The organism is Streptomyces sp. NPDC051180, assembly GCF_040689545.1.
Taxonomy (GTDB): Bacteria; Actinomycetota; Actinomycetes; order Streptomycetales; family Streptomycetaceae; genus Streptomyces.
The window spans coordinates 37,673-50,272 of sequence record NZ_JBFBBC010000002.1 but is presented as its reverse complement, the minus strand read 5'-3'; the positions used below and the strand labels follow the sequence as shown (position 1 = coordinate 50,272).

Annotated in this window: 12 protein-coding genes; 8 read left to right on the top strand and 4 right to left on the bottom strand. The window is 73.5% G+C overall.

Features of this window, described 5'->3' with window-relative positions:
* Nucleotides 1-36: 36 nt before the first annotated feature.
* Together AB0424_RS03665 and AB0424_RS03660 are read right to left on the bottom strand one after the other, a co-directional pair.
* Nucleotides 37-1,023, bottom strand: coding sequence for a DEDDh family exonuclease (locus AB0424_RS03665; RefSeq protein ID WP_366301938.1), 987 nt, complete (start codon nucleotides 1,021-1,023; stop codon nucleotides 37-39).
* Nucleotides 1,020-1,688 carry a TetR family transcriptional regulator gene (locus AB0424_RS03660; protein ID WP_366301937.1) on the bottom strand — a complete coding sequence of 223 codons (669 nt, stop codon included), beginning with the start codon at nucleotides 1,686-1,688 and terminating at the stop codon, nucleotides 1,020-1,022. Before AB0424_RS03660 ends, AB0424_RS03665 begins: the two co-directional genes overlap by 4 nt.
* A gap of 96 nt (nucleotides 1,689-1,784) precedes the next feature.
* Between AB0424_RS03660 and AB0424_RS03655 the strand changes: the two genes are divergently transcribed.
* From AB0424_RS03655 to AB0424_RS03620, 8 genes are all read left to right on the top strand, one after another.
* The gene (locus AB0424_RS03655) at nucleotides 1,785-2,582 is read left to right on the top strand and encodes an acetoacetate decarboxylase family protein (protein ID WP_366301935.1); all 798 of its coding nucleotides are present in this window, start codon (nucleotides 1,785-1,787) and stop codon (nucleotides 2,580-2,582) included.
* The gene (locus tag AB0424_RS03650) at nucleotides 2,582-3,466 is read left to right on the top strand and encodes an SDR family NAD(P)-dependent oxidoreductase (RefSeq protein WP_366301934.1); all 885 of its coding nucleotides are present in this window, start codon (nucleotides 2,582-2,584) and stop codon (nucleotides 3,464-3,466) included. Before AB0424_RS03655 ends, AB0424_RS03650 begins: the two co-directional genes overlap by 1 nt.
* 18 nt (nucleotides 3,467-3,484) lie before the next feature.
* The gene (locus tag AB0424_RS03645; RefSeq protein ID WP_366301932.1) at nucleotides 3,485-4,765 is read left to right on the top strand and encodes an amidohydrolase family protein; all 1,281 of its coding nucleotides are present in this window, start codon (nucleotides 3,485-3,487) and stop codon (nucleotides 4,763-4,765) included.
* A complete protein-coding gene (locus tag AB0424_RS03640) occupies nucleotides 4,765-5,988 on the top strand; it encodes an amidohydrolase family protein (RefSeq protein ID WP_366301930.1) in 1,224 nt (407 codons plus the stop codon). Before AB0424_RS03645 ends, AB0424_RS03640 begins: the two co-directional genes overlap by 1 nt.
* Nucleotides 5,989-6,012: 24 nt before the next feature.
* On the top strand, nucleotides 6,013-6,735 hold the full coding sequence (locus AB0424_RS03635; RefSeq protein ID WP_366301928.1) for a VIT family protein: 723 nt from the start codon (nucleotides 6,013-6,015) through the stop codon (nucleotides 6,733-6,735).
* Nucleotides 6,736-6,860: 125 nt separating this feature from the next.
* On the top strand, nucleotides 6,861-7,748 hold the full coding sequence (locus AB0424_RS03630) for a sterol desaturase family protein (RefSeq protein WP_366301926.1): 888 nt from the start codon (nucleotides 6,861-6,863) through the stop codon (nucleotides 7,746-7,748).
* The gene (locus AB0424_RS03625) at nucleotides 7,745-8,410 is read left to right on the top strand and encodes a lysoplasmalogenase (protein ID WP_366301925.1); all 666 of its coding nucleotides are present in this window, start codon (nucleotides 7,745-7,747) and stop codon (nucleotides 8,408-8,410) included. The genes AB0424_RS03630 and AB0424_RS03625 overlap by 4 nt, the downstream gene beginning before the upstream one ends.
* Nucleotides 8,411-8,428: 18 nt before the next feature.
* A complete protein-coding gene (locus AB0424_RS03620) occupies nucleotides 8,429-9,472 on the top strand; it encodes a zinc-dependent alcohol dehydrogenase family protein (RefSeq protein WP_366301924.1) in 1,044 nt (347 codons plus the stop codon).
* A gap of 49 nt (nucleotides 9,473-9,521) precedes the next feature.
* On the opposite strand, the gene AB0424_RS03615 is transcribed toward AB0424_RS03620, so the two are convergent.
* Entirely contained in the window at nucleotides 9,522-10,820 is a 1,299-nt protein-coding gene (locus AB0424_RS03615) for a CoA transferase (protein WP_366301923.1), read from the bottom strand.
* An 85-nt stretch (nucleotides 10,821-10,905) separates the two neighbouring features.
* Entirely contained in the window at nucleotides 10,906-12,441 is a 1,536-nt protein-coding gene (locus tag AB0424_RS03610; RefSeq protein WP_366301922.1) for a S8 family serine peptidase, read from the bottom strand.
* Between the last annotated feature and the right edge of the window lie 159 nt (nucleotides 12,442-12,600).

The window sequence follows — 12,600 nt, the reverse complement described above, 5'->3', positions numbered from 1 at the left end:
CGCGCGCTGCACGGCACGCCCGCCGGGGCGGGGCTGTCACCCGTCTGCCGGGCTCACGTCCCGCAGCAGCTGCGTGTAGGCGGCCTCGTCGACGACCGGCGTGCCGAAGGACTTCGCCTTCAGCGTCTTGGAGGTGGCCGAGTCGGGGTCGTTGGTGACGAGCAGGCTCGTCAGCCGGGACACGCTGGAGGCGACGTGGAGTCCGGCCTCGACCGTCCGGTCCTCCAGCAGCTCGCGGTCGACGGAGGTGTCGCCGGAGAAGGCGATCCGCATGCCCTGCTTGAGTGGTTTGTCCGACTCGTACCGGCCGGGGTTGGGGTGCGGGCACGCCGGACGCTTCCGCGACGGGCGCCAGCTGTTCGCCCGGTACGACGAGCCGTACGACGCCTGGTGGCCGATCCGGGGCCGCTCGGGCGACGCGGCCCACTCGGTCAGCGGCCGGCACTCCAGCAGCGGCAGCCGCACGTTCCGCTCGGCGGCCGCGTGCAGGCTCGGGCGGAACGCCTCGGCGAGGACCCGTGCGTCGTCCAGCGCGTTGTGCGCCCGCTGCTGCACGACGCCGAAGTGCGCCGCGAGCGACTCCAGCTTGTGGTTGGGCAGCGGCAGCGACAGCTCCTTGGCGAGCGCGATCGTGCACAGCCGCTGCCGCACCGGCGCCGCGGACTCGGCGCGCGCGTACTCCCTGGCGATCATCTGCCAGTCGAACATCGCGTTGTGGGCGACGAGCACCCGGCCGTCCAGCCGGGCCGCGAACTCCGCCGCGATCTCCGGGAAGAGGGGCGCGCCCTCCAGGACGTCGCTGGTCAGACCGTGGATCCACACCGGCCCGGGGTCCCGCTCGGGATTGACCAGCGTGTACCAGTGGTCCTCGACGTTCCCCTGGGCGTCCAGCCGGTAGACGGCAGCCGACACTATCCGGTCGTCGCGGGCGAGTCCGGTGGTCTCCACGTCGACGACCGCGTACCCCTGTGGGTAGGCGGCCGGCCACGTCGCTGCTGTCGTACGGTCCTCGGGCATGGTCAATGAGAATACGGCCCGCGACCGACAGTCCCGTCCCCGGTGTCCCCGGAGCCGCCCGTGAGCAGCCCGGCCACCAGCGCCCGGACGGAGTCGACGAACAGCCGCTCGGTGTCCACGGGGGCCGCCAGCGCGCGGGCCAGGAGGGGGTCGGCGCCGGGTTCCTCGGCGCGCCACAGCTCCTCCTCGGCGGGGGACTGGGCCGGGGCGCGCTCGCGGTTGCGTTCGACGAGCACGTAGCCCACGACCTGGAACTGGACCGCCCGGACCGCGCGCGCGGCGGCCGCGCCGCGCAGGCCGGCGGCGTGTGCCTCGTGCACCAGGGCCCGCTGGGCCGGCAGGAACATCCGCTCGGTGAGGCCCCGTTCGTGGACCATCGCGACGAGGTGCGGGCGCTCGCGCAGGGCGCGCCGCATCGCACGGGCGACGGAGACCATCCGCTCGGCGGGGGTCGTCCCGTGCGGGCGGATGGTGCCGAGGTCGTCGACCGTGCGGGCGACCAGCGCGTCCAGCAGCGACTCGCGGTTGCCGACGTGCCAGTAGATCGAGGTGACCGCGGTGCCGAGCTCGGCGGCGAGCCTGCGCATGGTCAGGGCGTCCGGGCCGTGCTCCCTCACCAGCGCCGCCGCGGTCGCGAGGACCTCCTCGCGGCTCAGTGCCGAGCGTGCCATCGGATCCCCCAACTCCTCTGCGTGCACGGGTCTTTACCGTTCATCGCCGTCGGTGTAACTGTGTTACAGGCCGACGATCCCGAAGGGTGGTACGTCATGGCACGAGTACGGTACGGGGCGCGCAGCGACGCGGAGGCGGCGGCGGCGCGCGAGCGGTCCGCCCGGCTCCCCGACATCTGGTCCACCGGCGTGGTAGCCGTCTGGGAGACCGATCCCGACGTCGTCGCGGCGGTCCTGCCGCCCCCGCTGAAACCCACCGCGCGTCCCCTGGTGCGCGCCAACATCAGCACGGTCGACCTGCCCGGCTACCCCCTCGGCGCGGGCTCGGTCGCCGTGGCCGCCGCCCACGGCGACCGTGAGGGCTGGTACCCGCTGGTCATGCCGATGACCCACGAGCGCGCCCTGATCGGCGGACGCGAGGTGTTCGGCGAGCCGAAGAAGCTGGGCGAGGTGACGGTCGAGCGCGACGGCCTCGTCGTCCGCGCGGCGCTCGCCCGGCACGGCATCGCCTTCGTCGAGGTGCGCGGAGCGGTCTCCGGCCCGCTGCCGCTGCCCGAGCCCGTCGAGAAGACCGACTTCTACTTCAAGTTCCTGCCGGGGGTGGAGGGGGAGGGGTTCGACGCCGACCCGGTCCTGGTCCACTGCGTGCGCAACGAGAAGGTGCGCCGGCTGGAGCGGGTCACCGGCGACGTGGTGCTGCGCGAGTCCATGTACGACCCGGTCGCCGACCTCCCCGTGCGCCGGCTCGTCGAGATCACGATCGGCGAGAAGACCACCGACCAGAGGGGCACGGTCGCCGAGCGCGTCTCCGCGAGCGACCTGCTGCCCTACGTCCACCAGCGGTACGACGACCCGCTCCAGATCCTCGACGGCCCCCCGGAAGGAAGTGCCTGATGGAGCTGCGCGCGGGACAGGTCGCCGTCGTCACGGGCGCGGCGAGCGGGATCGGCCGCGCCATGGCCCGCCGCTTCGCCGCCGAGGGGCTCGCGGTCGTCCTCGGGGACGTCGAGCGAGGAGCCCTGGAGGAGGCCGCCGACGAGCTGGCGGCGGACGGGGCGCGGGTCCTCGCCCGGACGGTCGACGTCTCCGACCCGGACCAGGTCCGGGCGTTCGCGGACGCCGCCTACGAGACCTTCGGCGCCGTCCACGTCCTCTGCAACAACGCGGGCGTCGGCTCCGGTGCCGAGGGCCGCATGTGGGAGCACGAGCCCAACGACTGGAAGTGGGCCTTCTCGGTCAACGTCTGGGGCGTCTTCCACGGCGTCCAGGCGTTCGTCCCCCGCATGATCGCGGGCGGCGAACCCGGCCACGTCGTCAACACCTCCTCGGGCGACGGCGGCATCGCCCCGCTGCCCACCGCGTCCGTGTACGCGGTCACCAAGGCCGCCGTCGTCACCCTGACCGAATCGCTCTACGCCCACCTCAGGGCCGAGCACGCGCGCGTGGGCGCCTCCGTGCTCTTCCCCGGACCGCACATGCTCCGCACCGGCCTGTGGGAGTCGCACCGCAACCGTCCCGAGCGGTACGCCAAGCAGCGGCCGCGCCGTACCCCGTACCGCAGCCTCGACCAGTGGGAGGCCGCCATGAAGGAGGCCGGACACGAGGTGGCCTTCACCCCGGTGGAGGAGGTCGCCGAGCACGTCGTCGACGGCATCCGCGCCGACCGCTTCTGGATGCTGCCGGAGAGCGAGCACAGCGACCGCCAGATCAGGGCGCGCTCGCGGTCGATGCTCGACCGCGCCAACCCCGCGTACCTGGAGAGCTTCATCCTCGACTGACCGGCCAAGGAGCCCGACGTGAGCTTCGAAGACCCGTACCTGATCATCTCGTCCGACTGCCATGCCGGGCTCCCCACCGAGGAGTACCGGCCCTACCTGGAATCCCGGCACCACCGCGCCTTCGACGAGTTCCTCGCCGGGCGCGAGGCCCGCCGGGAGGCCATGACCCGGCTCGGCGTCCGCAACGAGGCGTTCGCCGACAAGTGGTTCCACGACAACGAGGAGGGCCTGCGCGGCGGCTGGGACGCCGCGCAGCGGCTCAAGGAGCTCGACGGCGACGGAGTGGCGGGCGAGGTGGTCTTCCCCGACGCGGACGCCGTCGACAGCAGGACCGCCGCCCCCTTCGGCGTCGGCCTCGGCCTCTCCGGCGACCAGGACCCCGTCCTCGGCATGGCGGGCGCCACGGCGCACAACCGCTGGCTCGCCGAGTTCGTCGGGCGCAACCCCGAACGGCACTGCGGGGTCGCCCTGCTCCCCGTCACCGCCGACCCCCGCGAGGTCGTCGCCGAGATCCACCGCGCCAAGGAGTCCGGGCTCGGCGCCCTCATGATCCCCTCCATGTGGGTCGACAAGGCCCCGTACCACGACCGGCGCTACGACCCGGTGTGGGCGGCCGCCGCCGAGACCGGCATGCCGGTGCTCACCCACTCCGGGGCCGCGCCGCGCGAGGAGTACGGCGACCACCTCGGGATCTACGTCTCCGAGGTCACCTGGTGGCCGGCCAGGCCGCTGTGGTTCCTGCTCTGGTCAGGCGCCTTCGAGCGCCACCCCGGCCTCCGGTTCGGCGTCGCCGAGTCCGGCTGCTGGTGGCTGCCGAACCTGCTCTGGTTCATGGACCGGCTCTACCTCGGCGCGCACGGCGGCAAGAAGCTCTCGCCCTTCGCGGAGCTGAAGCGGCCGCCCAGCGAGTACCTGGACCGGCAGGTCTTCGTCTGCGCCACCAACACCAAGCGGCGCGAACTGGCCCAGCGGTACGAGATCGGCGTCGACAACATCCTGTGGGGCTCCGACTTCCCGCACCCCGAGGGCACCTGGCCCGACACGCGCGGGTGGCTGCGGAGGACCTTCCACGACATCCCGGTCGAGGAGACCCGGCGGATGCTCGGCCTCGCGGCGGCCGAGGTCTTCGGCTTCGACCTCGCCGCCCTGGCCCCCGTCGCCCGCAGGATCGGCCCCACCCCGGCCGACCTGGGCCAGCCCGCCGACCAGAGCGCGGTCGAGGCGTCCTGGGCCCGCTCCCGCGAGGTCGGCCGCCACTGGCTGACCGACCACGACTTCCCGGTCCTGGGGGCGAGCTGATGGACAGGTACACCGTCATCTCCGCGGACTGCCACGCCGGCGCCGACCTCCTCGACTACCGGCCCTACCTGGAGCGCCGGCACCACGAGGCGTTCGACGCGTGGGCGGCCGGCTACGTCAACCCGTACGAGGACCTGCTCGCCGACACCGCCGACCGGAACTGGAACTCCCGGCGCCGGCTGAGTGAACTGGAGGCGGACGGGATCGTCGCCGAGGTCGTCTTCCCGAACACCATCCCGCCGTTCTTCCCCTCCGCCTCCCTGATGGCCCCGCCGCCGACCCGCGAGGAGTACGAGCTCCGCTGGGCGGGCCTGCGCGCCCACAACCGCTGGCTCGCCGACTTCTGCGCGGACGCGCCCGGCCGCCGCGCGGGCGTGGCGCAGATCCTCCTCAACGACGTCGACGAGGCCGTCCGGGAGATCCGCCGCGCCCGGGAGGCGGGCCTGACCGGCGGGATCCTGCTGCCCGGCGCCCCGCCGGGCTCCGGCGTCCCCGAGCTGTACGCGGAGTCGTACGACCCGATCTGGGCGGTCTGCGCGGAGCTCGGCGTGCCGGTCAACCACCACGGCGGCTCGGCCTCGCCGCCGCTCGGCGACGAACCCGCCGCCCGCGCCGTCTTCATGGTGGAGACCACCTGGTTCTCCCACCGGGCGCTGTGGCACCTGATCTTCGGCGGTGCCTTCCGCCGCCACCCCGACCTCATGCTTGTCCTGACGGAACAGGGCTCCGGCTGGATCCCCGGGGTCATGGACATGCTGGACTACTACCACGCCCGGCTGGTCGCGGCGGCGACCCGCGCGACCACGGCCGAGTCCCGGTTCGGCGCCGGGCTCGCCGCCTCCATGGGCAAGGGCCCCAGCGAGGTCTGGCGCGACAACTGCTACGTCGGCGCGAGCTTCATGCGCCCGCACGAGGTGCCGCTGCGCGACCGGATCGGCCTCGACAAGATCATGTGGGGCTGCGACTACCCGCACGACGAGGGCACCACGCCGTACTCCCGCGAAGGGCTGCGCATCGCCTACGCGGGCGTGCCGAGGGACGAGGTCGCCGCCATGGTCGGCGGCAACGCGGCCCGCGTCTACGGCTTCGACCTCGCCCTCCTCGATCCGATCGCCGCCGTCCACGGCCCGACCGTCGAGGAGATCGCCGAACCGCTCAAGGAGGTCCCCGCGGGGGCCACCAGCCCGGCGTTCGCCCCGGGCGGGTCGGTCCGCGTCTGGTGAGCCGCCGGGTGCGACGCTCCTGACGTGACCGCACCCGACGCACCGGACACCGCCCATGGCGAGGACCACGGAGGGCTCGGCTCCCGTCTCAACTGGCTCCGGGCCGCCGTGCTCGGAGCCAACGACGGGGTCGTCTCCACCGCCGGCCTCGTCGTCGGCGTGGCCGGCGCCACCCAGTCGCAGGCCGCCCTCCTCACCGCGGGCCTCTCGGGGCTGCTCGCCGGGTCGATGTCGATGGCGGCGGGGGAGTACGTCTCCGTCTCCACCCAGCGCGACTCGGAGGAGGCCGCGCTGGCCCAGGAGAAGCGGGAGCTGCGCGAGGACCCGGAGGCGGAGCTGGCCGAGCTGACCGGACTCCTGGCCGCCCGCGGCCTCTCGGCCGAGGTGGCCCGGGAGGCCGCCGAGCAGCTCACCGAGCGCGACGCCCTGCGCGCCCACGCGCGCGTGGAGCTGGGCATCGACCCCGACGCCCTCACCGTCCCCTGGCACGCGGCCGGCGCCAGCTTCCTCGCCTTCACCGTGGGCGCGCTCCTCCCCCTCCTCGCGATCGTCCTCCCGCCGGCCTCCGCCCGCCTGTGGGTCACCGTCCTCTCCGTCCTCGCGGCCCTCACCCTCACCGGCTGGTGGAGCGCCCGCCTCGGCGGCGCCTCCGCCGGCCCCGCCGTCCTGCGCAACGTCGCCGGCGGCGCCCTCGCGATGGCGGTCACCTACGGCGCGGGCACGCTCCTGGGGGCCTCGGGGGTCTGACGAGTGCCCTGACCGGCCCGGAAGCCGCTTGTCGGAAGGTTCCAAAGCCCGCTGACACCTCGTCTCGCATACTTGTTGGTAACCACGTCTAGCCGTGCCCGCCCGCGGCCCCTACCGTCATCCGCATGCCGAACCTGCCCGATGTCGTGCTCTGGTCCATACCGGCGTTCGTCCTGCTCACCGTCGTGGAGATGGCCGTCCACCGCCTCCATCCCGACGAGGACGCCGCCGGGTACGAGGCGAAGGACGCCGCCACCAGCATCGGCATGGGCCTCGGAAGCCTCTTCTTCGACTTCCTGTGGAAGATCCCGATCGTCGCGATCTACGCGGCGGTGCACGAACTGACCCCGCTGCGCGTCCCCGTCCTGTGGTGGACGATCCCGCTGATGCTGCTCGCCCAGGACTTCTTCTACTACTGGTCGCACCGCGGACACCACGTCATCCGCATCCTGTGGGCCTGCCACGTCGTGCACCACAGCAGCAGGAAGTTCAACCTCTCCACCGCGCTGCGCCAGCCCTGGACCGGCCTGACGTCCTGGCCGTTCTACCTGCCGCTGATCGCGCTGGGCGTCCACCCCGCCGCCCTCGCGTTCTGCTCCTCGGTCAACCTCGTCTACCAGTTCTGGATCCACACCGAGCGCGTCGACCGGCTGCCCCGGCCCGTCGAGTACCTCTTCAACACCCCCTCGCACCACCGTGTCCACCACGCCTCCCAGGGCGGCTACCTGGACCGGAACTTCGGCGGGATCCTCATCGTCTGGGACCGGGTCTTCGGCTCCTGGGTCGGCGAGACCGAGCGGCCCGTCTACGGGCTCACCAAGAACATCGAGACCTACAACCCGCTGCGCGTCGCCACCCACGAGTACGCCGCCATCGCCCGCGACGTCCGGGCCGCGAACGGCTGGCGCGAGCGCGCCGGACGCGTCTTCCGCGGCCCCGGCTGGCAGCCGGCGCCGGACACCGGGGCGAACACCGCCACCACGGCCGCCCCCACCGCGGAGGCCGCCGCGTGAGCGCCGTCCCCGCGGCCGTCCGCGCCGCCCCCACCACCGCCTCCCGCGCGCTGCTCGCCGCCTTCGCGCTCGCCGCCGCCGTGGACCTGGGCTCCCTGCTGGCCGGCGCCGACCTCGGCCACCAACTCGCCAAGCCGCTGCTCGTCCCCCTGCTCGCCGCGTACGCCGTCACCCTCGGCGCCCCGAAGGCGCTCACCGCCGCACTCCTCCTCGGCTGGGGCGGCGACGTCCTGCTGCTCTCCGAGGCCGACTGGGCCTTCCTCGCCGGCATGGGCTCCTTCGCCGCCGGACACGTCTGCTACCTCGTCCTCTTCGGACGCCGGCGCACGTCCCCGGCGCTCGGCGCGCTGTACGCCGTCGTGCTCGGCGTCACGGTCGTCCTCCTGTGGCCCGACCTCCCCGCCGGACTGCGCGTCCCCGTCGCCTGCTACTCGCTGCTGCTCACCGCGATGGCCTACCGCGCGAGCTCGCTCGGGCTCCTGGCCGGCCTCGGCGGCGCCCTGTTCCTGCTGTCCGACACGCTCATCGCCGCCGGCATCGCCGAGTGGCCCCGGCTGCCGGTCCCCGCCTTCTGGGTCATGCTGACCTACATCGCGGCGCAGTACCTGCTGACGGCGGGAGCGCTCCGCGCGATGTACGGTGAACGTCGTACAACCGTCTGACAGCAAGGACCGTCCGCCATGCGCGCCACCACCATCCACGCCCCGTTCGACATGCGCGTGGAGGACGTGCCCGATCCCGTGATCCAGGACCCCACGGACGTGGTCCTGCGCGTCCTGCGCGCCTGCATCTGCGGCAGCGACCTGTGGGCCTACCGCGGCGAGTCCGCCCGGCAGCCCGGCCAGCGCATCGGCCACGAGTTCCTCGGCATCGTCGAGGCGGCCGGCTCCGAGGTCGGCGGCTTCGCCGTCGGCGACCTCGTCGTCGCCCCCTTCGTCTGGTCCGACGGCACCTGCGACTACTGCGCCGAGGGCCTCCAGACCTCCTGCCCGCGCGGCGGCTTCTGGGGCTCCGTCGGCTCCGACGGAGGCCAGGGCGAGGCCGTCCGCGTCCCCTTCGCCGACGGCACCCTCGTCAAGCTCCCCGCCGACGCGGCCTCCGACGACCGGCTGCTCACCGCGCTGCTCGCGCTCTCCGACGTCATGGGCACCGGCCACCACGCCGCCCTCGGCGCGGGCGTGAGGCCCGGCTCCACCGTGGCCGTCGTCGGCGACGGCGCCGTCGGCCTCTGCGGCGTCCTCGCCGCCAAGCGGTTGGGCGCCGAGCGGATCATCGCCCTCGGCCGCCACACCGCCCGCACCGACATCGCCCGCCGCTTCGGCGCGACCGACGTCGTCGCCGAGCGCGGCGAGGCCGCCGAGGCCGCGGTCCGCGAGCTCACCGGAGGCCAGGGCGCCCACGGCGTCATCGAGGCCGTCGGCACCGAGCAGTCCATGCGCACCGCCGTGGCGATCACCCGCGACGGCGGCTCCATCGGCTACGTCGGCGTCCCGCACGGCAGCGGCACCGGACTCGACCTCTCCGTCATGTTCGACCGGAACATCGCGCTGCGCGGCGGTGTCGCCCCCGTCCGGGCCTACCTCCCCGAGCTCCTCCCCGACGTGCTCGACGGCACCATCGACCCCTCGCCCGTCTTCGACCTCACCGTCGGCCTCGACGGCGTCCCCGGCGGCTACCAGGCCATGGACGACCGGACGGCCCTCAAGGTCCTCGTCAAGCCGTGATCCGGTGCGGGGGCCCAGCAGCTCCCGCACCGGGTCGCGACGCCCTCCGTCAGTCCCCGAGCCACTCCGCCGCGTCCGCCCCGGAGAGGCCCGGGGGCCGCGACCAGCCCGTCGGCCCGCCCTCGTACGAGACGGGGGACAGGGCGTGCCGGAGCCGGCCGAGGGGGCCGTCCGACTCCGTGACGTACCGCTCCGGTTCGTAGCGCGGCAGGGTGTGCGTCAGCCAGTGGCCCGTCTGGGCGAGGGCCAGGCGGACGAGGCGCGTCCCGCCGTCGCGGTCCTGCTCGGTCAGCGACCGCAGGACGGCCGCCGCGAGGAGGTAGCCCGTGCCGTGGTCCAGGGCCTGCGCGGGGAGCGCCCCCGGCTTCCCGTCCGAGCCCTCGGTGACGGCGATGCCCGTCGCCACCTGCACCAGCGAGTCGAAGCCGCGCCGTCCGCCCCAGGGGCCGTAGTCGCCCCAGGCGGAGAGCCGGGCGACGACGAGCCCCGGGCGGTGCAGGCCGAAGCGGTCCAGCGCGCCCGGCCGGTAGCCGGTGACCAGCACGTCGGCGGAGTCGAGGAGTTCGCCGAGGGTCCGCCGGTCGGAGGGCCGCTCCAGATCGAGGGCGGCGGTCCGCTTGCCGACGTCCGTGTCCGCGTGCTGGTCCGGCAGTTCGGGGTTGCCCGGCGGGTCGATCCGGAGGACGTCCGCCCCCAGCAGCGCCAGCGTGCGGGTGGCGACCGGGCCCGCGATCACCCGCGTGAGGTCCAGGACCCGCAGCCGGCCAGGACGGCGCCGGGGCGGGGCCTCGTCGAGGCGTTCCCGGGTCAGCAGCGGCCGAGCGGCCACCTCCCGGCCCTGTTCGCCCGCCGCCCACTCCTCGGGCGTGCGCAGGGCGACGGCCAGCCCGCCGGCCGCGTACACCGCCGCCTCGACCTCCACGGCCTTGCGCTCCGCGACGGCCGCCGCGACGGCCTCGACCGAGTCGGCCGCGTCGAGTGCCGACAGCAACGCGGCCCGGTGATGCGGGTAGTTGGCGTGGGTGCGGACCCAGCCGTCCGCCGTCCGCCAGAACCGCGACAGGGGCGCGAAGCTCACCGGAGCCCGCCCGTCGACCCGCAGATGGCGCTCGCTCACGAAGGCGGTGGCGACGGCCCCGTCGTCCACCCGCACCGGTCCGTGAGCCCCCGCCCGCTCCGCCGCGGCCAGCGAGCAGGCGGCCACCGTCGCCCGCGCGAGGTCCATCACCGGGAGCCGCGCGGGCAGCAGCCCCGAGGTCCCGCCGTACTCCACCCGGTCGACCAGGGCGGGATCGCCGCCGAGAGCCGACCAGAGCAACTCCGTACCCGAACGCACCGTGTTGTCCATGACGGCACTATGGCACCCCGTGCCATGCGAAGGGCCCCGGCGTGGCGTGCACACCGGGGCCCCTCACCTCACCGAACCTCCGCGACTACCAGCGGACGGCGTCGAGCGCGTCGATCAGACCGGCTCCGTAGAAGCCGTTCTTGTTCTTGCCGCCCTCGCAGACGGCGTCGATCTTGCCGTCGCCCTCGATGTCGTACGGGTTGGTGCAGGCGCGCTTGTCGGCCTGCGCGTACAGCAGCGCCTTGAGCGCCGCCGGGCCCGCGTAGGGGTGCGTCGACTTGATGAGCGCCAGGACACCCGCCACGTGCGGCGAGGCCATCGACGTACCGGCCTTGTAGTTGTAGCCGCCGTTGACCGTGGTCGACAGGATGCGGCCGTTGACCGCCGGGGCGTCCGGGGTCTGGTACTCGGTGCGGTCACCGCCCGGGGCGGCGATGTCGATCACGCCGAGCCCGTAGTTGGAGTAGGACGCCTTCAGGTCCTTGGCACCGGTCGCGGAGACCGTCACGACGCCCGGCAGCATGGCCGGGTAGTCGAAGCACTCCTTCGGGTCGATGACCCGGTCGCCCGGAGTGCCGTCGTTCGGGCTGCTGTTGTCCAGGATCGAGTCGGCCGCGAGGTCGAACTTCGAGTTGCCGGCCGCGGCGACGTTGACCGTGCCCCGGCGCTCCGCGTAGCGGGTCGCGCGGGTGACCGCCTCGATGAGGGCCTTCTGGTCCGCGTCGTTCTTGCACGCGAACATCCACGGGTCGGTGTAGTAGCTGTTGTTCGTGATGTCGACGCCGTGCTCGGCCGCCCACACGAAACCGCAGACGACGGCCTCGGTGTAGAAGTAGCCGTCCGGGGTCGACACCTTGATGCCGGAGACCTTGACGCCCGGGGCGACACCGGTGATGCCGACGCCGTTCTTGGCGGCCGCGATCGTGCCGGCGACGTGGGTGCCGTGGTCGCTCTCGCCCGGGTTGGGGCGCCAGGATCCGGCGGTCGTGTCCGGCTTGCCGGAGACGCAGTTGGCGGACGCGGCGGCGTCGAAGTTCGGCGCCAGGTCCGGGTGGGTGTCGTCGACACCCGTGTCGATGACACCGACGGTGACGCGCTTGCTGCCGAGCGTCCGCTGGTGGGCCTTGTCGGCCTTGATCGCCGGGAGGTCCCACTGCAGGGGCTCCAGCGGGTCCTGCTCGTCCGTCGCCTTGGCGGCGGCGGCCTTCGCCTCGGCGGCGGTCAGCGTCTGCGCGCCCTCGTCGACGGAGTCGTCGGACTGGACGGAGAGCGGGGCGTTGCGGGTCGCACCCGCGGACACCACACCGCGCGCCGTGCGGATCGTCTTCGCGAACTCGGGGTTCTGCGAGTGGACGACTATCACGCCTATCTGGTCGTACGAGATGACCACCTCGCCGCCCGCGGCGGCGATCGCCTTCTTCACCGAGGCGGCGGTCCAGCGGCCCCCGTCGACGTTGACGACGTACGAAAGCTTCGGGCCGTCCGTCGCCACCGTGGCCGGAGCATCGCTCAGTTCCGCGGCGGAGGCGGCGCCGGGGGCAAGGAAGCCGAGCGAGGCCGTGAGCGCGAGACCGACCGGCAGAGCGAGAGCTCGGCCGCGCCTCGATCCCAGATGAGCCATGGGTTCTCCACATCATCCGTATGTACTGCCCTCGCGCGGGTTTGCGCGTGAACAGGTGCATGACGAGTGAAGCTATCGCTGATCTTCCCGAACCTTCAATGAGTTGAGAAGAGTTCATGAAGATCTGCTCAAGGAATTTTCCCCGGTGAACCGCTTCGC

What these genes read in the sequence shown, in the direction of transcription:
- AB0424_RS03660 (WP_366301937.1), bottom strand. Translation starts at nt 1,688, where the DNA reads ATGGCACGCTCGGCACTGAGCCGCGAGGAGGTCCTCGCGACCGCGGCG.
- AB0424_RS03655 (WP_366301935.1), top strand. Translation starts at nt 1,785, where the DNA reads ATGGCACGAGTACGGTACGGGGCGCGCAGCGACGCGGAGGCGGCGGCG.
- AB0424_RS03650 (WP_366301934.1), top strand. Translation starts at nt 2,582, where the DNA reads ATGGAGCTGCGCGCGGGACAGGTCGCCGTCGTCACGGGCGCGGCGAGC.
- AB0424_RS03640 (WP_366301930.1), top strand. Translation starts at nt 4,765, where the DNA reads ATGGACAGGTACACCGTCATCTCCGCGGACTGCCACGCCGGCGCCGAC.
- AB0424_RS03630 (WP_366301926.1), top strand. Translation starts at nt 6,861, where the DNA reads ATGCCGAACCTGCCCGATGTCGTGCTCTGGTCCATACCGGCGTTCGTC.
- AB0424_RS03620 (WP_366301924.1), top strand. Translation starts at nt 8,429, where the DNA reads ATGCGCGCCACCACCATCCACGCCCCGTTCGACATGCGCGTGGAGGAC.
- AB0424_RS03615 (WP_366301923.1), bottom strand. Translation starts at nt 10,820, where the DNA reads ATGGACAACACGGTGCGTTCGGGTACGGAGTTGCTCTGGTCGGCTCTC.
- AB0424_RS03610 (WP_366301922.1), bottom strand. Translation starts at nt 12,441, where the DNA reads ATGGCTCATCTGGGATCGAGGCGCGGCCGAGCTCTCGCTCTGCCGGTC.